The sequence below is a fragment of the Streptomyces sp. NBC_01176 genome, assembly GCF_045039825.1.
In the GTDB taxonomy this organism is placed as follows: Bacteria; Actinomycetota; Actinomycetes; order Streptomycetales; family Streptomycetaceae; genus Streptomyces.
The window spans coordinates 2,450,751-2,470,326 of record NZ_CP108600.1 but is presented as its reverse complement, the minus strand read 5'-3'; the positions used below and the strand labels follow the sequence as shown (position 1 = coordinate 2,470,326).

The following is a 19,576-nucleotide window of genomic DNA, read 5'->3' as shown; positions in this document are numbered from 1 at the left end:
CCTGGGGTCGGGGCGACGGCTGCCGGAAGCCTGGCAGATTTGACCAGGGCATGCCATCCGTGATGAGTAAAAGTCGTGATGAGTAAGAGTGTGGGGACCGGGGCCCCCACGGCCCGGAGAGGACGCCGGAGACACGGGTACGTTGTCGTGACGCCTTCGTGGCAGGCGTCACGACAGGTCGGGTGCGCCCTCCTGGGCGGGATCCTTGGATGCCGGGTGATCCGTGCCGCCGGCCGGGGCGGCGGCCCGCAGCGCCGCTTCGACCCGGCGGTTGTTGGTCATGGATGCCGTGACGGCCGTCATCGTCAGGAGGAGGCCGGCGGCGGCGTAGAGCGGGGTGCGGATGTCGTAGGCGGTGGCCAGCCAGCCGCCGAGGAAGGCCCCGAGGGGGGCGGCGCACATGGCCAGCATGCGGGAGGTGGAGGCGACCCGGCCCATGAGGTGGGCCGGGACGATCGCCTGCCGGAGGGAGGGGCCGAGCACCATCGTGGCGCCCATGCCGGCCCCGCAGACGGCGAGCGCCAGCCCCGCCACGTACGGGTTCGGGGCCGCGGCCAGGCCCAGGATGGCAAGCCCTTCGACGGCCGCCGTGCAGGTCAGCGCGGTACCGGTGCCGAGTCGTCGGCCAAGGGAGGAGGCGATGCCCGCACCGAGCAGACCGCCGGTGGCCTCCGCCGTGAGGAGCAGGCCGAAGCCGTAGGTGTCGATGCCGAGACGGTCGTGCGCGAAGAGGGCGAGGACGGTCTCCACGGCGAGGAAGGCGACATTCCCGACCGCCGGGCGGAGCGCGAGCCCGAGCAGCAACCGGTCCCGGAAGACGTGCGAGGCCCCGGCCCGCGCCTGCCGGAGCAGCGACTCGCGCACCTCCGGTACGGGCCGGGGCATGGCGGGCAGCGCACGGACGAGCAGTGCGGAGAGCAGGAACGACACCGCGTCGGCCAGCAGCGGAACCGCCCGTCCGAGCGCGAGCAGCGCACTGCCCGCAGGTGGCCCGGCGAAACCGGACATGGCGGTCTGGGCGCCGCGCAGGCGGGAGTTGGCGCGCTCCAGGAGCGCGGGGTCGCGGCGGAGCAGATCCGGCAGGAAGGCCGTGGCGGCCGTATCGAAGAAGAGCGCGCCGAGGCCGAGCAGGAAGGCGACGGCCGCGAGCAGCGGAATGCTCAGCACATCGAGCGCGGCCGCCGCCGCCGGTATCGCGAGCAGCACCGCACGCGCCGCGTCCGCGACCCACATCGTGCGCCGACGGTCCCAGCGATCCACCAGCGCACCGCCGAGCACCCCGAAGAGCAGCCACGGCAGCGTCCCCGCGGCCGTGACGACGGCCAGCGCCATCGGGTCCCGCGTCAACGTCAACGCGATCAGCGGCAGCGCGGCATGCGACACCCCGTCACCGAGCGAGGACACCGTCTGCGCAGTCCACAGCCGTCCGAACCCGGTCGGCAACTTCCGAACGCCTGAGGTCACTTGGTGCCCCCCTCGGCCTGCTCGCGCGGTGCCGGGTGGAACAGTGCGAAGACGAGTGAGGCGTCCGGCAGCGACGGATCGGACCGCTCCCGGTACTCGTCCGCCAGTGCCTCCAGCCGCGCCCCCAGCTCCGCGAACTGCTCCTCGGTGAGCCGCAGATGCGCCATCCGCACGTGCCGCCCGCCGTCCGCGGGCGCCGCCTCCAGGTCCGCCACCGCATGCCGCATCAGCACGTCCGGTCCTCCCTCGCCCGGGTCCGGCAGCGCGATCGACCGGGCGGCCATGGCGTAGTACCGCTCGGTGACGCCCCGGACCTTCCGCGTCCGCACCACCTTCACCAGGCCGGCCCGCTCCAACAGCCGTACGTGATAGCTGGAACTCCCCTTCGCGAGGCCCACCCGCTCGGCGATCTGCGTGATCGTCGCCGGCTCGAAGCGGAGCACGGCCATGATCCGGTGGCGCGTGAGACTGGAGACGGCGCGCAACTGCTCGTCCGTGGTGACGTGAAACGTCTCGGGGAGATCGTCGGTAGGCATGCGAGCAATGGTCAACGATTCTTGACCATTGCGCAAGGGGATACGCGCGCACCTCCGGAATCCGCTTCCGGCACGCGCTCGAAGCCACCGCACAGTGGACAGATCGGACCGGGACCAATCCCGGCGGCACTCTCTGTGCCTCGACCACTCGCACCCGTGCCCGCCCGACAGGTCGGTGCGCCCGTGCCCCTGACCCGCGCCGGCGAGCGCCGGCGCGGGTCAAGGGTGGTAGGGATCAAGGGAGTCGCGAGACCTGGTAGTGGCCGATCCGCCAGCCCTCGTCCGTGCGTTCGACCAGTACGCCGAGCGTGACGCCGACGGTGGGCCGGTCCGTGAAGGAGAAGTCCACCGCCAGGTAGCCGAGCACGAGGTGGTCGGCCGGACGCCGGGTTTCGAGGATCCGGTACGCGGCCGCCATCCCGAGCGGCTGGGAGTCGTAGTAGGCGGCGATGCCCGGTCTGCCGACGCTGTAGGGGCGCAGTCCCTGGAAGATCGCGTCCTCGGTGAACTGGGCGGCCACCTCCTCCGGTTCGTGGCCGTCCACGGCGGCTTTCCACCGGTCGAGGACGCCGCGCAGGATCGCCTCGTTGTCCGTCGTGCTGTTCATCGGGGTCCTTCCCTCGTCGTGCGGACTCAGTGGCCGGCGCTCATGCCGCCGTCGACGTGGAGGATCTCGCCGGTGACGAAGGGCGCGTTCTCGAGGTAGATGACGGCGTCGGCGATGTCGCTCTGCTCGCCCATGCGGCCGACGGGGTGGAGGGAGGCGAGGACTTCGTGGGTCTCCGCGGGGTGCATGGGCGTCTTGATGGTGCCGGGGGAGACGGCGTTGACGCGGATGTTGCGGGTGGCGTACTCGATGGCGAGCGACTTGGTGGCGGACTGGAGGCCGCCCTTGGTCAGGGAGGCGAGCACGGAGGGCACGTTGGAGTCGGCGTTGTCGACGAGGCTGGTGGTGATGTTGACGATGTGGCCGCCGCCCTGGTTGAGCATGTGCTCGACGGCGAGCTGGGTGAGGCGGAAGAAGCCGGTGAGGTTGATGCCGACGACGGTGGCGTAGTCGTCGGCGGTGTAGTCGGTGAAGGGCTTGGCGACGAAGACGCCGGCGTTGTTGACGAGGGTGTCGATGCGGCCGAAGCGTTCGATGCCGGCGGCGATGACGCGCTCGGCGGTGGCGGGGTCGGCGATGTCGCCCTGGACGGTCAGGATGCCCGCGTCGTGGGAGGGGGCGATGGTGCGCGAGGTGGCGACGACGGCGTAGCCGAGCTTGCGGTACGCCTCGGCGATGCCGGCACCGAGGCCCTGTGAGGCACCGGTGACGACTGCGACCTTCTGGTCCTGAGAGCTCATGATGACTTCTCCGAAAGGTGTGGTGAGGGTTCCTCGACCGATCCCCGACTGCCAGCGGATCGCTAGCCGACCGGTCGACTATTTGGACCGTAGGGTGCGCGGAGGGGGAAGTCAAAGGCCCACGGGGCCCTGGCCGGGACGGGTTTCCTCCCAGGTGGTAGGCGCAGCCTCCCAGCGCAGGCCGGCGGGAACGGCAGACCCTGGCCTCAGCGCCGGTGCGGATCGCCTTCGGGCAGCCAGGAGTCCGGGGTGTCGAGGCCCAGGTCTCCGACGTCGGCGCAGAGGGCTTCGGCGGCGGCCAGGACCGCGGGCCGGTCCTCGTTCGCGCGCCGGACCAGGGACCAGGTCCAGTGGATCCGCGGTGCCACGACGGGGCGCTGGACCAGGTCGGGCGGCAGTGGAGTGGTCTGCCCCTTGGGGGAGTTGACGACCGGACGGCCGCTGCGGCGGACGTGGTCGAAGAACGCGGGGCCGGTGACGCCGCCGTCGGAGATCCGCACCGTGCGGGCCCCCGTGTCGCGGGCCAGCAGTTCGGCGTAGGCGTTCCAGGACGACCAGGAGGTGGTGTCGCCGTCGAGGAGGACTGCGGTGTCCCGCGCGGCCACCTCGCCGGTGTCGTCGCCGGCGGAGACGGCGTAGAGCCGGTCGGCGCCGAGGAGGCGGGCGTGCAGGCCGCGTTGCTCCAGATCCTCGGTCCGCACCCAGCAGACCGCGAGGTCCAGGCTGCCGTCGGCGACCCGGGCGGCCTGGGTGTGGGAGGGGGCGACCCAGGCGTCGAGGTGGAGCCGGGCCACCCCGATGGTGCGGGCGGTCAGGTCCGGCGGGAGCCAGTTGACGTAGCCGAGCCGGACCGATTCCGATCCGGAGAGCCGCTCGGCGCACCGCTGGAGGTCCTCGGCCCGGTCCAGCAGCGCGCGGGTGTGCGGGAGCAGGGCCGCGCCGGCCGGGGTCAGGGAGACCGAGCGACGGTCGCGATCGAACAGTCGTACGCCCAAGTCGCGTTCGAGTGCCTTGATCTGCTGGGACAGGGAGGGGCCCGCGATCAGCAGGCGCTCGGCGGCCCGGCCGAAGTTCAGTTCCTCGGCGACGGCGACGAAATACCGCAGTTGGCGCAGCTCCACGTCCGTCATGCTACGTCGCTGCGAGGCCGCGCCTCCCAGCGAGGAGGAAGCCGGTCGTGGCGCCGTCCCGGTGCCGGACGGAGGATGAGTGCAGGGAGGTCCACGGGTCCTGGAACCACGGGCGTCCCTCCATCCACGGCGTCCCGGTACCCGCCGGACGCCCCACCGAGCGGAGCGGGATCATGCGAGAGTTCCTGGTCGAGATCACCACCACGATCCCCGAGGGCACCAGCCAGGACGAGGTCGACCGCCGGCGTGCCGCCGAAGCCGTCCGGGCCCGGGAGCTGGCCGCCACCGGCCGTCTGGCGCGGCTGTGGCGCCCGGTCGGTGAGCTGCGCAGCCTCGGCATCTGGCGGGCCGCCGACGAGGACGAACTCCACGAGAAGGTGCTCGGCACGCTCCCGCTGCGCCCCTGGATGACCCTGGACGTCACCGCGCTGGAGTCGCACCCGAACGACCCCGGCCGGGCCGCCGCCGAGTCCTGACGACGGCCGCCACCACCTCCACGGGGGCCGTGACATCCGTGACGGCCACCGTGGCCGCGGCCGTGCTGCGTATCGGCCTCCCGCACCACATGGTGGTAGGACGGGATGCCGCACCCTACGGGCGGGGCGGCGGACGTCGTGCCGGAGCCCGGCGGGCGCGGTGCCCTGGGAACCGCGCCGTGGCCGGGCCGGTGCGCGTGCGCCACCGACGCCTGCGACTCGCCACCGATGTCTCCGACGTGGAGTCCGACATGACCACACCGCAGGACCTGCTGATCATCGCCACGGACGTCACGTCCAGCCGTGACATCGGACAGGGCGACCTGTCGCTGGCCCTCGCGGGGGCCGAGCTGGTCGACCTCATCGAGGCCGGGGCCCTCACCCTGGACGACGACCTCATCGTGCCCGGCGCAGCGTGGACCATGGACGACGCCCTGCTGGCGGAGGCGGTGTCGTCGCTCGTCCGGCAGGAACCGTACGAGTCGGTCGAGGACTGGCTGTGGCGCCGGGGGCGTGACCTGTTCGCGGCCTACCGGGCCGCCGTCGAGGCGCAGACACCGGTCGCCCCGGGACGCCGTCGCTGGAACCCGCTGCGCGGCGGACGGGCGGAACGGGTCGACTCGCCGGCCCGGCGTCACGCGGAGGACCGCTGGGCGAAGGGTGATCCCGTCCTGGTCGGGCTGGCGGCCGCCGTGGGCATCGAACACCCGGACGGGGAGGGTGCCGCTCCCGCCGGCGAAGCGGTCGGGACCGTGCTGGACGCCGTGCACGACGCGGAGACGGAACTCGAAGCCGTACGGCAGCGGCGCAGCATCGAGAACGCGGCCTTCGACAACATCTGGCGGGCACCGTGACGACGCGGTGGCGAAGGGCGATCAGCTGAAGACCGGTACGCCGAGGAGGCGGTGGATCCTTCCGGGGAGTCCCGCCCGGCCGGTCGGCAGGCGTGCGCGCGGTCAGACCGCGGCCACGGCCTCCCGCGGCGGACGTGCGCCGAGCAGGGCCAGGCAGTTCGCCCACAGCGCGCCGAGCCGGTGCGTGTTGTTGTAGAGCTTGGCGAACAGCACCTGCCCCTCCAGCTGGGCGACCACCGCCCGCGCAGCTTCCCGGGCGTCGGTCACGGCGACCTCCCCGCGCCCGAGCGCCTCGCCGACGACCGCGGCGACCATCTCGACCTGCTCGTCGAAGATCTCCTGCAGCCGGGTGCGGATGGCCTCGGTGTGGTTGCTCATCTCCAGGGTGAGGTTCCCGAACAGGCAGCCCGAGACGGTGCCGCAGCTCTGCTGCCCGGCGAGCTGGCCGGCCTCGGTCGCCTCGAACAGCAGCCACAGCCGGCGCAGCGGTTCCTCGTCGCCGTTCAGGATCCGCGCCCAGGCCTGCCGCTGGCCGGTCCAGTGCTCGTCGATCACGGCCAGCGCGAGAGCTTCCTTCGACTCGAAGAAGTAGTAGAAACTGCCCTTCGGCACACCGGCCGCCTTGCAGATCTCGGCCACGCCCAGGGCCGAGTAACCGCGCAGCTCGATGAGCGCTTGCGCGGTGCTGAGTATCTTCTCGCGGGCGTCGCTGGTCCGTCCCATGAGGTCAGTGTACGACCGGTCGTCTACCCCGTACCCGGGCCTCCCCGGGAAGGGGGTCACCAGCCGGTCAGCAGCAGATGGTTCAGGAGCAGGGCGAGGGCGGCCTGCGCGGCGAGCCAGACGCGCGGCCGGGGCAGCAGGGCGGCGGCCGGCAGCAGCCACATCGCGAAGGGCAGCCAGATGCGTTCCGTCTCCGCCTTGCTCATTCCGGAGAGGTCGGCGGCGAGGAGGGCGAGCAGGGCGGCGAGCGCGAGCAGGGCGAGGCGGGGTTCGGCGGCGGTCGGGCGCAGACAGCCGCGGACGCCCCCGCGCACCGGGGCGGCGCCGGCCCGCCGCAGCCCCGCCACCGTCGCCGGGCCCACGATCAGCACCGTGCACGCGAGGTTCGCCCACACCCAGTAGCCGTACGGTCTGACCCCGCCGACCCCCTGGTAGTAGCGCGTGACCAGCAGACGGTACGCCTCCCACCAGTCGAAGCCGAGCAGGGTGAACACCACCGGCACCACGGCCGCTCCGGCGACCACGTAGGGGAGGGGACGCAGCCGTCGGGAGCCGAGCAGCAGGACGGCGCCGGCGATCACCGCGTACAGCACCAGCCCGTACGAGAGATACGCGGTGAGGCCGAACAGGAGCCCGGCGACGAGTCCGGCCGCCCGCGGGCGGGAACCGGTCACCGCGAGGGCGAGGAACGCGACGGCCCAGGTGGCGACCGCCGCGAAGTACCCGTCCGCGGAGGCGCCCACCCACACGGCCGCCGGCGCGAGGACGAGGAAGGGGGCGGCACGGCGGGCGAGGGCCTCCCCAGCGAGCACGCGCACGGTGACCAGGACCGCCACCGCGGCCGTCGAGCCGACGGTGACGCACCACACGCCGGCCCAGCCCCCACCGCCCAGACCGATCCGGTCCAGCAGGACGAAGGTGAGGGTGGCCCCGGGCGGGTGTCCGGCGATGTGCGCGGGCCAGGGGGCGGGGGACTGGCTCACGATGTGGTGGGTGAAGTCCCGCAGCGTGGCGGGGATGTCGTGGAAGCGGTCGATGACGGTGAGGTACTCGTTCGTGGTCGTCAGCCGCCCCGCGATGCCGCGCTGCCAGCCGTCGACCAGGGCGAGGGAGAACGTCCAGGCCGTCGTGGTGCCCCAGGCGACGCACAGCAGCGGGCGCCAGGGCAGGCGCGCGGCGAGGAGGGGTCCGTACGCCACGACGGCGACGGCGACCACGAGGGCGGCCGGGGTACCGGGTCCGACGTGCGGCTCCCACTGCGCGAACAGGGGAGGCCACCCTACGAAGAGCGAGTGGTCACGGCGTTGGACGGCGGTGCCGACCAGGGCGGCCGCCGTGACGAGCAGCGCGGCGGCGAGGACCGCCGACAGGTCGAGGAGAAGATCGCGGAGCGAGCCGCGGGGGAGGCCGGGGGAGAGATCGCGGGGACGGTCGCGGAGAAGATCGCGGTTCACACCGGCACGCTAGGCCGCGATCCCCCCTGGGACACCGCCACCGGGATGGACGTCAGGGTTTCGTCATGGTTCGAAGACCCTTTTGGGGGCCTTCTCCGCCCTACGGTCGGGGCATGCCACGGCCTCCCCTCCTCCCCACCTCGCCCGCGTTCTGGCGCAGTCCCGTGCGCGGCCCCTGGTTCACCTCCGTGCTCGGCATCGTGCTGCTCGGCGGGATCACGGTGCTGTTCCTGACGGGACTGCTGTCGTACGCCGCCTACAACCCGGACCTGGCCCCGGTGAACGACCAGACTCCCGACAAGGGGCTCCTCGGTCTCTATCTCTTCTCCTGGCCGACGCACCCGTCGTGGCTGTACCGGCTCACCCAGGGCGTCCACGTCACGCTCGGGATCACCCTCGTCCCCGTACTCCTGGCGAAGCTGTGGTCGGTCGTCCCCAAGCTGTTCACGCTGCCGCCCGCCCGGTCCCTCGCCCACGCGCTGGAGCGGATCTCGCTGCTCCTGCTCGTCGGCGGCGCGCTCTTCGAGTTCACGACGGGCGTGCTGAACATCCAGCTCGACTACCTCTTCCCCGGCTCCTTCTACCCGCTGCACTTCTACGGGGCCTGGGTGTTCATCGCCGCCTTCGTCGCGCACGCCGTACTGAAGACACCCGCGGCCCTGCGCAATGTGCGCCGGATGCGCGCCGAGAACGGCACCCCCGCGGCCGCCGGGGCCGGTGAACTTCCCTCGGAGCAGGACGAGTTGGTGTCCCCGAACCCGGCCGAACCCACCGTGTCACGACGCGGTGCCGTGGGGCTGGTCGGCGGCGGTTCGCTGCTCCTGTTCGTGACGACGGCCGGGCACAGCTTCGACGCGCCGCTGCGGCAGACCGCGGTGCTCGCCCCGCACGGCGGCTCCGAACCGGGCTCGGGGCCGGGCGGGTTCCAGATCAACAAGACGGCCGCCTACGCCGGGATCGACGCGCGCGAGACGGACGAGGACGCCTGGCGGCTCGTCGTCGTCGGGCGCACCGGGACCGTCCGGCTGAGCCGGGCCGACCTGGTGCGGCTGCCCCTGCACAGCTCGGCACTGCCCATCGCCTGCGTGGAGGGCTGGTCCACCTCCGACCAGTGGTGGCGGGGTGTGCCCCTGCGGGATCTCGCGGCGCTCGTCGGGTACGAGCACGGCACGGCGCCCGACGTGCTGGTGGAGTCGCTCCAGCGGCACGGAGCGTTCCGCCGGGGCGCCCTGCGCCACAACCAGGTGCGCGACCCGCGTTCCCTGCTCGCCCTGTTCGTCAACGGCGAGGACCTGACCCCCGACCACGGCTACCCGGCGCGCGTCATCGTTCCCGCGGCGCCCGGTGTGCTCAACACCAAATGGGTGGCCCGGATGACGTTCGGAGATCTGTGATGAAGCGGTACGTGTCTCTCGCCGGCCGGCTGCCCGCGCTCCGAAGGCCGCCTCTGGGCAGTCCCCTGCAGATCCTCCTGCTGGCCTGCTCCTTCGCGCTCGCCGGGTACGCGGGGGTGCGGCTGCTCGCCGGTGACTGGTTCGGCGTGACGCTGTGGTTCGTCGGCGCGGCGCTGCTGCACGACCTGGTGCTCGTGCCGTTGTACGCGGGCGCGGACCGGGTCCTCGCACGGGGGCTGCACGCGGTCGGCCGCCGGGAGTGGACGGTCTACGTCCGTGTCCCGGCGGCCCTCTCCTGCCTTCTGCTGCTGATGTGGTTCCCGCTGGTCAGCGGGCAGATGGCGGACCGCTACCGGTCCGCCACCGGCCTGCCGGGCGACGGCTTCCTGACCCGCTGGCTGCTGATCACGGCGGTGCTGTTCGGCGGTTCCGCCGCGCTGCTCGCGCTGCGGCTGCGCAGGGCGACGAAGGAGCGGCCGCCGGTCGACCACTGACCGTCGGCGTGCCAGCCGGCGCGCCGCGCGTGCCGGAGCAGCGCCGGGGTGCCCAGGCGCGCCCAGAGGAAGGGCGTCCCGGCGGCTCCCCGGCCGTCGGCGACGCGCACCCGTACCCGTTCGTCGACATCGACGGGCACCGTCTCGACGATCAACAGACCGTCAGGTGACAGGAGTTGGGCCACACGGTCGAGCAGGGCCGCCGGGTCGCCGCCGATGCCGAGGTTGCCGTCGATCAGGAGCGCGGTGCCCCAGCGGCCCTCACCCGGCACGGACTCGAAGACCGACCGGTGCAGCGCCTGTCCGCCGAGCCGGACGGTGTGCTCGACGGCGGCCTCGCTGATGTCGATGCCCAGCGCTCGCCGGCCCTGTGCGGCGAGCGCCGCGATGAGCCGGCCGGGTCCGCATCCCACGTCGAGCACGGCTCCCTCGCAGCGCCGCAGCACCTCCAGATCCGCGGCGTCGGCCCCGGCACACCACCGCTCCACCTCCAGCGGCAGCAGCCAGCCGTCGGTCCGGCGCAGATAGAGGGGGCCCCGACCGACACGCAGCGCGTCGGCGTACGGGTCGCTGGACCAGGGGGCGGCCTGTTCGCCGGCCGACGGCGCGGGGGAGGCGTCGGGCACGGGCCGCCGTCCCGGGCGTCGTCCGGGGCGCCGGGCAGGGGCGGGGGTGGGTTCGGGGCGCCGGGCCAGGATGGGTTCGGGGCGCTGCGTGGGGGTGGGTTCGGGGTGGTGTGGCAGGTCCGGGTCGGGGTGTTCGGCCGGGTCGGGTTCGGGGAGTGGTGCGAGGGCCTGTCCGGGGCGCTGCGTGGGGGTAGGTGCGGGGCGTCGGGAGAGGCCGGACCCGGCCTCTCCGGTGAAGCCCGGTTCGGGCCGCCCCGCGAGGTCGGGTTCGGGGTGGCCCGGCGCGGTGGCGGACGCGCGGTCCGCGGGAGCCGTTCTGGCCGGCGTTCCGCCCGTCGCGCCGCGCGCAGGCGTGGCCGCGGTCGTCGCCGACGTCCGGCCCGCGGTCCCTCCCCCCGTAGGACCGGCGGTCCCTCCACCCGTGGGGCTGGAGGCCCGGCTTCCCGTGGGACCAGCGGTCCGGCCTTCCGCAGGACCGGCGGTCCGGCTTTCCGGGGGACGGGAGGCCCGGCTTCCTGTGGGACTGGCGATGGGACCTCCTGTCGGACCGGTGGTGGGGCCTCCCGTGGGACCGGTGGTGGGGCCTCCCGTGGGACCGGCGGTGGGGCCTCCCGTGAGGCCGGCGGTGGGGCCTCCCGTAGGGCCGGGGACGGGGCCTCCCGTGAGGCCGGCGGTGGGGCCTCCCGTAGGGCCGGGGACGGGGGCGAGTTCGCGTGCCGCGCTCATCGCCGGGCCCCGGCTTCGAGCCGGGCCAGTTCGGCGGCGAACCGGCCGCCCGGTGCCGCGGCGGCGACGAGCCCGGCGTCGTACGCCGTGTCGACGTCCCGCAGGCACGGCAGATCGCGGACACGCAGCCCCGCCGCGGTCAGCCGCTCCCGCTGCGCGGCGCCGGTGCTGGCCGTGGACATCGGTACGCCCCGCACCAGGTCCGGGTCCGGGACGGCGAGCCCCAGGGCCCAGAAGCCGCCGTCCTCGGCCGGTCCGAAGTACGCGTCGCAGTCGGCGAAGTCCACGGTGAGGAGTTCCGGCGTCACCTGCGGGGTGTCCATACCGATGAGCAGGGCGGGTCCGGCGCAGTCCGCGAAGGCGGCGGCCAGCCGTTCGTCCAGGTCGCCCGCACACTGCGGTACGACGTCGATGCCGGGCGGCAGCCAGGGGCCCGGCGCGCCTTCGAGCACCAGCACCCGGCGTCGCGCGGGCGTCGCCGCCACCGCGAGCAGGGTGTCCACGAGTGCCGCCTCGGCGAGCGTCGCCGCCTGCCCGGGCGTGAACGGCGGGGTGAGCCGGGTCTTCACCCGTCCCGGCCGCGGTTCCTTGGCGATGACGAGCAGGGTGCTCACGGGGTGGTTCCTCCTGGGGACGGGGCGGGGGCTCGGGACGGGACGGGCGGCTCCGCCAGCACGCGGCGCATGTCCCGTACCGCCTGCCAGGTGCCGCGCCAGGTGCCGGTGACCTTGGAGGCGCCGGTGCGCGGGAGATACGGCACGTCGTGCTCCGTGACACGCCAGCCGGCGTCGGCGGCGCGGACGACCATCTGCAGCGGATAGCCGCTGCGGCGGTCCGTGAGACCGAGCGCGAGCAGCGGTTCGCGGCGCGCGGCCCGCAGCGGGCCCAGGTCGTGCAGGCCGAGTCCGGTACGGCGGCGGAGCATCCGGGCGAGCGCGAGGTTGCCGGCCCGGGCGTGCGCGGGCCACGCGCGCCGCCCCTGCGGGCGTCGGCGCCCCAGCACCAGGTCGGCCGCGCCGTCGCGCACCTCGCGCACGAAGGGCACGAGCAGGGACGGGTCGAGGGAGGCGTCGCAGTCGCAGAAGCACACGATGTCGGCGGTGGCCGCGGTCAGCCCGGCGTGGCAGGCGGCACCGAACCCGCGGCGCGTCTCGCGCACGACGGTCGCGCCGAGGCCACGGGCCAGTTCCGCCGAACCGTCCGTGGACCCGTTGTCCACGACCAGCGCGCGCCAGCCGGACGGAATGCGGGCGAGCACCCAGGGCAGGGCCTCGGCCTCGTTCAGACAGGGCAGGACCACATCGACTACGGGGTCCGCCGGGGGAGAGGTCGTCACGGGTCTCACCCTACGAACGCGAAAGAGACATATCGGTCTCCGGCTCCTTACGAAACGCGGACGTCGCGCGGGGGAGGGCCGCGCGGACCCGGAGCCGGTGGGAGGCTGAAGCCATGCATGAGCCGTACGAATCCGCAGGTACCGGACCCGAGGCCGTACCCGGCGCCGCAACCGCCCGGGCCGGGCACGGGGGCGCGGCGCGTGTCCTCGTCGTCGACGACGACCCCACCGTCGCCGAGGTCGTCTCCGGTTACCTCGACCGCGCGGGCTACCTCGTGGACCGTGCCGCGGACGGGCCCGCCGCGCTCGCCCGTGCCGCCGCGCACTGGCCGGACCTGGTGGTGCTGGACCTGATGCTGCCCGGGATGGACGGTCTTGAGGTGTGCCGGCGGATGCGCGGACGCGGTCCCGTGCCCGTCATCATGCTCACCGCGCGGGGCGACGAGGACGACCGGATCCTGGGCCTGGAGGTGGGCGCCGACGACTACGTCACCAAGCCGTTCAGCCCCCGGGAACTGGTGCTGCGCGTGGAGTCCGTACTGCGCCGCGCGCGCCCCGCGACCGCCGCGCACCCGTTGCACGCGGCCGGTCTCGGCCTCGACCCGGCCGCCCGTCGAGCCACCAAGGGGAGCGTCGAACTCGCGCTCACGACAAGGGAGTTCGATCTCCTCGCCTTCTTTCTCCGGCACCCCGGGCGGGTGTTCAGCCGCGAGGACCTGATGCGTGAGGTCTGGGGCTGGGACTTCGGCGACCTCTCGACGGTCACCGTGCACGTACGGCGGCTGCGCGGGAAGGTCGAGGACGATCCGGCGAGGCCCCGGTTGATCCAGACGGTGTGGGGCGTGGGCTACCGCTTCGACGCCACGACGTCCGCGGAGGCGGTCTGACCATGCGTGACATCCTGCTCATCGCCCTCTTCGCCTTTCTCGGCGCCGCGGGGGCCGGTCTGCTCGGCGCGGGCACGCTGTGGCTGATCCGGCGGCGTTCGCTGACCGCGTCGCTGGCCGTGGTCGCCGCCGTGGGGGTGACCGCGATGCTCGCGGGAACGCTCGCCGTGGCCTGGGCGATGTTCCTGTCCTCGCACGACCTGACCGTCGTCACGACGGTGGTGGCGATGGCGGCCGTCGTCTCGCTGGCCACCGCGCTGCTGCTGGGCCGCTGGGTCGTGGCCCGCAGCCGGGACCTGACGCTGGCCGCCCGCTCCTTCGGCGACGGCGGTGACTTCGCGGCCCCCGACGGTCCGGCGACTGCCGAACTCGCCGCCCTGGGGCGCGAGTTGGCCGCCACCAGTGTGAAGCTCGCCGAGTCACGGGACCGCGAACGGGCCCTGGAGACCTCCCGCCGTGAACTCGTCGCGTGGATCTCGCACGATCTGCGCACCCCGCTCGCCGGGCTCCGCGCGATGTCGGAGGCGCTGGAGGACGGCGTCGCCGCCGACCCGAACCGCTATCTGCGGCAGATGCGCACCGAGGTCGAACGGCTCAACGAGATGGTGGGCGACCTCTTCGAACTCTCCCGCATACACGCGGGGAGCCTGGCCCTGTCCCCCTCCCGTATCTCCGTGTACGACCTCGTGGGCGACGCCCTCGCGGGCGCCGACCCGCTCGCCCGCGAGTACGGGGTGCGGCTGGTCGGCGACCGTGTCGAGCCGGTGCCGGTCGAGGTGGACGGCAAGGAGATGAGCCGTGTCCTCGGCAACCTCCTCGTCAACGCGATCCGGCGGACACCGGCCGACGGCACGGTGGCGATCGCCGCGGAGCGGTCGGACCAGGGCGTGGTGCTGTCCGTCACCGACGGCTGCGGGGGAATTCCCGAGGAGGATCTTCCGCGCGTCTTCGACACCGGCTGGCGTGGCAGCCACGCGCGCACCCCGCCCGCCGGGGCGGGACTGGGCCTCGCGATCGTCCGCGGCATCGTGGAGGCCCACCAAGGGCGGGCCGCCGTGCACAACGTCCCCGGCGGCTGCCGCTTCGAGGTCACCCTCCCGCTGGCCGGCCCCGCCCTGTCGGCGCGATGACACACTGCCATGACCGGTGACGTCGGGGCCCCGGTCGATCCCCCACCGAAGGCCCCGCCGGGCGCCGCGTACACCGGGCGCAGCGGGGCGCCGCGTACACCGGGGGCGCGCAGCCGGGCGACGCTGCGGCACTCGCAGCACGTCGATACTGAAGTCGCTCCCGGAACGAGGCTCCTGCTGCTCCCCGGCAGGGGACACGACCGCCCCCGCGAACTCTGGCCCGAGATCATCGCCGCCCTGGACGCGCACACGCGCCGAGCGCCCTCAGCGGAACGTGACTACGAAGTCGGCGGGGTGTCGTCGGTTGCGGTCGGCGCGGTCGTCCTGGGTGTTGGGCGGCGGGCGTAGGGGGTGAAGTGTGCGGGCGTGTGGTCGATGGGGAGGTCAGGACGCCAGGCGGCGAGGATCTGCGCGCTGCATACGAACAGGCCGTCGGGCAGCTGATCCAGGGGGTACCAGGCCCAGTCGCCGACGCTCTCGTCCGGTTGTGTGGCCGGCCGGCCCTGCCAGGCGCTGACAAGGGCGCCGACGGTGACCCGTACGACGTTTTCGACGTGGTCGACGAGCGTGCCCAGAAGGGTGACGTCGTCGGGCCGGGCGGTGAGGCCGGTCTCCTCGGCGAGTTCACGGATCACGGTTGCTTCGAGGGACTCCCCGGCTTCGACGGTTCCGCCGGGCAGTTCGAGGGTGCCGTGACGGTGGCGGCCCAGGAGGACGCCTTGGTCGCTGAGAACGATCGCGCCGACGCCGATGGCAGCGTGCGGTACGGGGGACCGGGTGGTGCGGGGGCGACTGGAGATGCGTACGGGCCGGTCAGAGAGGCGGCGGGCGCGGATGAGCTGCTGCACTACGGGGACGTTCTCGTCGGGGTGGCGGAAGAGGTCGATGGCCTCGACTCGGAAACCGTGTTCGGTGAGTAGGTCCTCCCAGAGCTGCGGTGCCAGGACCCACATCCGGGTGGGCAGGGGTGGGTCGTCCCGGAGCTGGATCATCTGCTCCCGTGGCTCGACCGCCGTGGAGGGCTCGCGGCCGTGCAGATCCGTATGAAGGAGCGAGAGGACCAGCGGTGCGCCGGACCGCAGGCCGTTGCGCAGTGCGGGCAGAGTGCGGTGCGGGTCGGTGAAGGCGAGGGTGCCGATGGCGTACGCGGCGTCGAAGGGAGTGGCGGTACGGAGGTAGTCGACGACGTCACCGTGCTCGAAGTGCACGTGGGGAACGTGGGCGTGGGTGCCGAGGGCGCGCTGGTGCTGGGTGGGCGAGAGCTCGATGGCGGTCATGTGCGCGCCGCGGGCTCGGGCCAGGTGCACGGCGTGGTGGCCGGCACCGGAGCCGATGTCCAGTACGCGTTGGCCGGCGATGTTGCCGAGGATCTCGGCCCCGGGGCCGATGCCGTCCCAGAACGTCCAGTTCAGTTGTTGCGGGACAGGTGGCATGTACTGACGGTTCAGCTGGCGTTGGCCGTAGATGGTCCAGGCGTCGGCGTTGAGGTCCTCAACAGACACGAGAAACTCCCGTTTCAGGATGGGTGGCCCGCGCAGTGGGCCAGGTCGGAGCCCTTGATGCCGAGAGGCAGGAAGCTGGGACGCCTACCGCTATGGGGCAGGCGGCAGCGCTGGAGTGTGGCATCAACCGGCTCAAGGACATCGGCAGTAGCCACGCGCTACGAGAAACTCGCTGTCCAGCATGACGCGACTGTCCTGGCCGCGGCCGTCAACGGGTGGCTGTGGCCAGTACTTTCAGCGGAGGCTCGAAGGGCCGTCAGCGATGGCCCAGCACGTTGACCACCCGTCCGTCGGGGTCGCGAACGAAGAACCGCCGCACGCCCCACTCCTCGTCCTGCAAGGGGTGAATGATCTCCGCACCGCTCTCCCGCATGACCGCGTGAGCCGCATCCACGTCGTCCACCTCGACGCTCAGGTCGGGGACGACAGGTGCGGTCTTGTCGCTGGTCATCACGCTGACCTGCGCCGCCGGACTGGACGGTGAGGCGAGCGTCATGATCCAGCCGTGGTTCATGACCTCCTCGAAGCCCAGCAGGCCATAGAACTCCCGGCTCTCCTGCGGGGTCTCCGACCGGATGTTGGGCACGACTCGGCGAACGGCCATCGATGACTCCAAACGGGAACGAACCTGTCCTTGCGTCTCCTCAGGAGTACTACGGCACGTCCACCGCCGCACGCACTTCGGCCGATGAGGAGGGCCGTCCGGACGGGAGCCGGGTGAGCGTCGGCTCCACCACCTGACGAGCCCACCGGCATGTCGCAGGAGCGCGGAAGGCCGTTCCGGCCAACGGCTCCGAACAAAGGCCGATCCAGCCGCCGGCCATCCGCTTCAAGGGACCGCCCCCCCATGACCATTCACCGGACACGCCTAGTAGGCGAGTGACTCGCCCAGCAGGCGCAGCAGGTCGCCGGTGGCGTCCAGTGCGCCGAACGCGGACAGGGCGGCGAGCGCCAGTACGGCCACGCCGATGGACCACAGGTTGGGCGGCGGAGTCGTCTGCAGCGCGGCGATCCGGCGGGTGACGGCGTGTTCGGAGAAGTTCAGGGCGCAGCTCGGCCGGGCCCGCTGCGCCACCAGGGCGGCCCGGGCGAGGGCGCGCGCGGTGGTACGCCGGTCCCCGACGCTGCGCGCCGCTTCCTCGTCGGCCCAGCGCTCCACGAGGAAGGCGACGGTGGTGCGCACCGGCCCCAGCACCGGGTTGGCCGCGGCGGCCAGTGTCACGGCGGTCGACAGCATCGAGTGCCGGTGGGTGAGATGGGCGCGCTCGTGGGCCAGCAGGACCCGCCGCTCGGCCGGTTCCAGCGCGCCGAGCATGGCGGACGTGACCAGGATCCGGCCCGGCGTCCCCGGGATCGCGAAGGCCCGCGGGGTGGAGGACGCGGCGACGACGAGTTCGCTGTCCGGAGGGTGTCCCTCGCACAGCCGTTCAAGGACGCGGCGGGTCGCCCAGTGGGCGCGCAGGGCCCGTACGAGCCGGAAGGCGATCAGCCAGAGGAGGGTGATCGCGGCGACGGCGATCGCCACCGGCACCGGTTCGGGCAGGCGCCGGCCCGTCTCACCGGTCTCGGTGGCCACGAGCGGCGCCTCGTTGACGAGGGTGGCGGCGAGCAGGAGCAGCGCCCAGGTGGAGGCGGCAGCCGTCAGTACGGCCGCGACGGTGAGGACGCGGGCGGCCGGCGCGGGGGAGATCCGCCGGCCCACCTGTGCCGCGGCGGCCGTCAGCAGCAGCGGCAGGAAGAGAGGGAGGTAGACGTTGATCCTCACGGTCCGCTCCCCCCGAGGAGGTCGCGCAGGGCTTCTTCCTCCCGGGGGCTCAGCCCCGTGACGAACTGCTGGAGGGCCGCGATCGGGTCCGGCCCGCGGTCCAGTGCCTCGTGCATGGCCTCGGCGGTGAGTTCGGCCGCGTTCTTGGCGGGCCGGTACGCGCCGCGCCGACCGTCGACGTCCCGCAGCACCAGACCTTTGTCGTACAGGCGCTTGAGGATGGTGTGCACCGTGTTGTAGGCGAGACCACCGCCGATCTCACTCTGTATCTCGGCGGGGGTGAGGGCCTTGTCCGTGGCCCAGAGGGCGGCGAGGACCTCGCTCTCCAACGCGCCGGCGCTGCGCCGTTCCGCCCTCCCGTGGGGGCCTGTGCCAGCCATGTTCGCCACCTTACAGCGCGTAGTAGTGCGGACGGTGGTGAGGACCGGCGGAGAGCGCCCCCACCCGTTTCACTCCGATCCGACCTGTTTTTCCTACGACTTCGACCTCGCACCCTACGTCTTGTAGGGTGCGGAACCCTACAATCTGTAGGGCGAAAGGTGGACGATGGTCAAGACCGTGTACCCGCCGCTCGCCGGCGGCGCACCCGTCGTGCGCGGCGCACCCGTCGTGCGGGCCGGACAGCGGACGCCGGTCGGCGTGCGCATCGCGCCGGGCGGCCACCCACCCGCGTACGCCCGCACCGGGCAACCGCACGCCGCCGGCCGCCGGCGCGTACGCCTCGTCCCCGCCGACCAGGGAGGCTGAGCGGCATGGCGTCCCTCCCGCCCGGCACCACCGCGACACCCTTGAACAGGCGGGTCCTCCCGCACGCCGCGCTGACGCTCGCCGTCCTGGTCGGCGCCGCGTATCTCGCGCGGCGCCACTGGCCGGTGATCGAGACCGGGACCGACCGGCTGGCCGTCGCCGACCACGGCTGGCTGTTCGTCGCGGCGGTCGCGACCGCAGGGACCTGGGTGTGCTCGGCACTCGCCCAGCAGGGCGCGGTGCCCCGGGCCCTGCCCGCCGGTCGGCTGGTCGCCGCGCAGTTCGCCGCGTCCGCCGCCAACCACGTGCTGCCCGCCGGCCTCGGGGCGGGCGCGGTCAACCTGCGCTTCCTGACCCGATGCGGACTGCCGGTCGCCCGGTCGGCGACCGCACTGGGGGTGAAGGCCACGGCCGGAGCCGTCGCGCGCGCCGTCCTCATCGCCGTCCTCGCGTCGGCCTGCCCCGGTGTACTGCGCCTGCCGGACCTCTCCGTGACGGTCGTCGCGGTCTCGGGTGTCGTGGCCCTGACCGTCGTCGTGCTCCTGCGGGGGCCGGCGCGGCGCGCGGTGCGGGCCGTCCTGGCCGACGTGCGCGCCGTGCACGAGATCCCGGCGCGCGCGGCCGCGCTGTGGGGCGGCTCGCTGGCCTTCGCGGCGCTGCACGCCTCTGTGGTCGTCGCGGTCGCCCAGGCCCTCGAACTCCCGGTGTCACCGGCCCGGGTGGCGTTGGCCTACCTCGCCGCGAGCAGCGCCGCCGTGCTGCTGCCCACCCCCGGCGGAATCGGCTCGCTGGACGCGGCCCTCGCCCTGGCCCTCACCCTGACCGGGGCGCCGGGCGGCGCGGCGGCCTCCGTGGTCCTCGGCTACCGGCTCCTGACGGTGTGGCTGCCACTGGTGCCGGGCCTGGTCGTGCTGGCGGTACTGGCGCGTCGCCGGGTGCTCTGAGCGAACGGGGCCGCTTTCGCCGGCCGGGGTTCAGGAAGTCG

The 19,576-nt window shown here is 73.3% G+C and carries 21 protein-coding genes; 7 read left to right on the top strand and 14 right to left on the bottom strand.

The features are described 5' to 3' along the window. Positions 1–168: 168 nt before the first annotated feature. The 5 genes from OG199_RS10450 to OG199_RS10430 all read right to left on the bottom strand — a co-directional run bounded on the left by OG199_RS10450 (position 169) and on the right by OG199_RS10430 (position 4,477). Positions 169–1,464: an MFS transporter gene (locus tag OG199_RS10450; protein WP_405829189.1), complete on the bottom strand. Its 1,296-nt coding sequence runs from the start codon at positions 1,462–1,464 to the stop codon at positions 169–171. Then, positions 1,461–2,000 carry an ArsR/SmtB family transcription factor gene (locus OG199_RS10445; RefSeq protein WP_405829188.1) on the bottom strand — a complete coding sequence of 180 codons (540 nt, stop codon included), beginning with the start codon at positions 1,998–2,000 and terminating at the stop codon, positions 1,461–1,463. The genes OG199_RS10450 and OG199_RS10445 overlap by 4 nt, the downstream gene beginning before the upstream one ends. Before the next feature lie 235 nt (positions 2,001–2,235). Then, positions 2,236–2,607 (bottom strand): nuclear transport factor 2 family protein, encoded by a 372-nt coding sequence (locus tag OG199_RS10440; RefSeq protein WP_356798348.1) that lies wholly within the window; start codon positions 2,605–2,607, stop codon positions 2,236–2,238. A 26-nt stretch (positions 2,608–2,633) separates the two neighbouring features. After that, positions 2,634–3,347: an SDR family oxidoreductase gene (locus OG199_RS10435; protein ID WP_356798346.1), complete on the bottom strand. Its 714-nt coding sequence runs from the start codon at positions 3,345–3,347 to the stop codon at positions 2,634–2,636. A 206-nt stretch (positions 3,348–3,553) separates the two neighbouring features. Continuing rightward, positions 3,554–4,477, bottom strand: coding sequence for a LysR family transcriptional regulator (locus tag OG199_RS10430; RefSeq protein WP_405829186.1), 924 nt, complete (start codon positions 4,475–4,477; stop codon positions 3,554–3,556). 173 nt (positions 4,478–4,650) lie between these two features. On the opposite strand from OG199_RS10430, the gene OG199_RS10425 reads away from it, so the two are divergent. Both OG199_RS10425 and OG199_RS10420 read left to right on the top strand, forming a co-directional pair. Further along, complete coding sequence (locus OG199_RS10425) at positions 4,651–4,953, top strand: muconolactone Delta-isomerase family protein (RefSeq protein WP_356798342.1); 303 nt, start codon at positions 4,651–4,653, stop codon at positions 4,951–4,953. 251 nt (positions 4,954–5,204) lie between these two features. Then, on the top strand, positions 5,205–5,807 hold the full coding sequence (locus OG199_RS10420) for a GPP34 family phosphoprotein (protein ID WP_356798340.1): 603 nt from the start codon (positions 5,205–5,207) through the stop codon (positions 5,805–5,807). Positions 5,808–5,909: 102 nt separating this feature from the next. On the opposite strand, the gene OG199_RS10415 is transcribed toward OG199_RS10420, so the two are convergent. After that, on the bottom strand, positions 5,910–6,530 hold the full coding sequence (locus OG199_RS10415) for a TetR/AcrR family transcriptional regulator (RefSeq protein ID WP_356798338.1): 621 nt from the start codon (positions 6,528–6,530) through the stop codon (positions 5,910–5,912). 56 nt (positions 6,531–6,586) lie between these two features. Beyond that, complete coding sequence (locus OG199_RS10410) at positions 6,587–7,984, bottom strand: hypothetical protein (protein WP_405829183.1); 1,398 nt, start codon at positions 7,982–7,984, stop codon at positions 6,587–6,589. A gap of 113 nt (positions 7,985–8,097) precedes the next feature. On the opposite strand from OG199_RS10410, the gene OG199_RS10405 reads away from it, so the two are divergent. Beyond that, positions 8,098–9,378, top strand: coding sequence for a molybdopterin-dependent oxidoreductase (locus OG199_RS10405; RefSeq protein WP_405829182.1), 1,281 nt, complete (start codon positions 8,098–8,100; stop codon positions 9,376–9,378). A 349-nt stretch (positions 9,379–9,727) separates the two neighbouring features. On the opposite strand, the gene OG199_RS10400 is transcribed toward OG199_RS10405, so the two are convergent. The 3 genes from OG199_RS10400 to OG199_RS10390 all read right to left on the bottom strand — a co-directional run bounded on the left by OG199_RS10400 (position 9,728) and on the right by OG199_RS10390 (position 12,569). Then, positions 9,728–10,498 carry a class I SAM-dependent methyltransferase gene (locus OG199_RS10400; protein WP_405829181.1) on the bottom strand — a complete coding sequence of 257 codons (771 nt, stop codon included), beginning with the start codon at positions 10,496–10,498 and terminating at the stop codon, positions 9,728–9,730. A 722-nt stretch (positions 10,499–11,220) separates the two neighbouring features. Next, positions 11,221–11,838, bottom strand: a complete 618-nt coding sequence (locus OG199_RS10395; RefSeq protein ID WP_405829179.1) for a DUF2064 domain-containing protein — start codon at positions 11,836–11,838, stop codon at positions 11,221–11,223. Continuing rightward, positions 11,835–12,569 (bottom strand): glycosyltransferase family 2 protein, encoded by a 735-nt coding sequence (locus tag OG199_RS10390; RefSeq protein WP_405829177.1) that lies wholly within the window; start codon positions 12,567–12,569, stop codon positions 11,835–11,837. The genes OG199_RS10395 and OG199_RS10390 overlap by 4 nt, the downstream gene beginning before the upstream one ends. A 104-nt stretch (positions 12,570–12,673) precedes the next feature. Here OG199_RS10390 and OG199_RS10385 point away from each other — a divergent pair, with 104 nt between their 5' ends. Both OG199_RS10385 and OG199_RS10380 read left to right on the top strand, forming a co-directional pair. Further along, complete coding sequence (locus OG199_RS10385) at positions 12,674–13,447, top strand: response regulator transcription factor (RefSeq protein WP_356798329.1); 774 nt, start codon at positions 12,674–12,676, stop codon at positions 13,445–13,447. Between the two features lie 2 nt (positions 13,448–13,449). Next, positions 13,450–14,577, top strand: a complete 1,128-nt coding sequence (locus OG199_RS10380; RefSeq protein ID WP_356798327.1) for a HAMP domain-containing sensor histidine kinase — start codon at positions 13,450–13,452, stop codon at positions 14,575–14,577. Positions 14,578–14,855: 278 nt separating this feature from the next. Here OG199_RS10380 and OG199_RS10375 read toward each other — a convergent pair whose 3' ends face one another. The 4 genes from OG199_RS10375 to OG199_RS10360 form a co-directional block, all read right to left on the bottom strand. After that, positions 14,856–16,079, bottom strand: a complete 1,224-nt coding sequence (locus OG199_RS10375; protein WP_405829175.1) for a bifunctional class I SAM-dependent methyltransferase/NUDIX hydrolase — start codon at positions 16,077–16,079, stop codon at positions 14,856–14,858. Positions 16,080–16,335: 256 nt separating this feature from the next. Further along, positions 16,336–16,683: a VOC family protein gene (locus tag OG199_RS10370; RefSeq protein ID WP_356798323.1), complete on the bottom strand. Its 348-nt coding sequence runs from the start codon at positions 16,681–16,683 to the stop codon at positions 16,336–16,338. 264 nt (positions 16,684–16,947) lie between these two features. Then, complete coding sequence (locus OG199_RS10365; protein WP_401805821.1) at positions 16,948–17,844, bottom strand: M56 family metallopeptidase; 897 nt, start codon at positions 17,842–17,844, stop codon at positions 16,948–16,950. After that, complete coding sequence (locus tag OG199_RS10360) at positions 17,841–18,224, bottom strand: BlaI/MecI/CopY family transcriptional regulator (protein ID WP_356798319.1); 384 nt, start codon at positions 18,222–18,224, stop codon at positions 17,841–17,843. The genes OG199_RS10365 and OG199_RS10360 overlap by 4 nt, the downstream gene beginning before the upstream one ends. Before the next feature lie 166 nt (positions 18,225–18,390). Here OG199_RS10360 and OG199_RS10355 point away from each other — a divergent pair, with 166 nt between their 5' ends. Both OG199_RS10355 and OG199_RS10350 read left to right on the top strand, forming a co-directional pair. After that, entirely contained in the window at positions 18,391–18,591 is a 201-nt protein-coding gene (locus OG199_RS10355; RefSeq protein ID WP_401805823.1) for a hypothetical protein, read from the top strand. A 5-nt stretch (positions 18,592–18,596) separates the two neighbouring features. Then, positions 18,597–19,535, top strand: a complete 939-nt coding sequence (locus OG199_RS10350) for a lysylphosphatidylglycerol synthase domain-containing protein (protein WP_401805825.1) — start codon at positions 18,597–18,599, stop codon at positions 19,533–19,535. Positions 19,536–19,576 lie beyond the last annotated feature (41 nt).

Excerpts from the sequence above, each read along its gene's own strand:
- OG199_RS10445 (WP_405829188.1), bottom strand. The coding sequence starts at position 2,000 with ATGCCTACCGACGATCTCCCCGAGACGTTTCACGTCACCACGGACGAG.
- OG199_RS10440 (WP_356798348.1), bottom strand. The coding sequence starts at position 2,607 with ATGAACAGCACGACGGACAACGAGGCGATCCTGCGCGGCGTCCTCGAC.
- OG199_RS10435 (WP_356798346.1), bottom strand. The coding sequence starts at position 3,347 with ATGAGCTCTCAGGACCAGAAGGTCGCAGTCGTCACCGGTGCCTCACAG.
- OG199_RS10430 (WP_405829186.1), bottom strand. The coding sequence starts at position 4,477 with ATGACGGACGTGGAGCTGCGCCAACTGCGGTATTTCGTCGCCGTCGCC.
- OG199_RS10425 (WP_356798342.1), top strand. The coding sequence starts at position 4,651 with ATGCGAGAGTTCCTGGTCGAGATCACCACCACGATCCCCGAGGGCACC.
- OG199_RS10420 (WP_356798340.1), top strand. The coding sequence starts at position 5,205 with ATGACCACACCGCAGGACCTGCTGATCATCGCCACGGACGTCACGTCC.
- OG199_RS10415 (WP_356798338.1), bottom strand. The coding sequence starts at position 6,530 with ATGGGACGGACCAGCGACGCCCGCGAGAAGATACTCAGCACCGCGCAA.
- OG199_RS10405 (WP_405829182.1), top strand. The coding sequence starts at position 8,098 with ATGCCACGGCCTCCCCTCCTCCCCACCTCGCCCGCGTTCTGGCGCAGT.
- OG199_RS10385 (WP_356798329.1), top strand. The coding sequence starts at position 12,674 with ATGCATGAGCCGTACGAATCCGCAGGTACCGGACCCGAGGCCGTACCC.
- OG199_RS10380 (WP_356798327.1), top strand. The coding sequence starts at position 13,450 with ATGCGTGACATCCTGCTCATCGCCCTCTTCGCCTTTCTCGGCGCCGCG.
- OG199_RS10370 (WP_356798323.1), bottom strand. The coding sequence starts at position 16,683 with ATGGCCGTTCGCCGAGTCGTGCCCAACATCCGGTCGGAGACCCCGCAG.
- OG199_RS10360 (WP_356798319.1), bottom strand. The coding sequence starts at position 18,224 with ATGGCTGGCACAGGCCCCCACGGGAGGGCGGAACGGCGCAGCGCCGGC.
- OG199_RS10355 (WP_401805823.1), top strand. The coding sequence starts at position 18,391 with ATGGTCAAGACCGTGTACCCGCCGCTCGCCGGCGGCGCACCCGTCGTG.
- OG199_RS10350 (WP_401805825.1), top strand. The coding sequence starts at position 18,597 with ATGGCGTCCCTCCCGCCCGGCACCACCGCGACACCCTTGAACAGGCGG.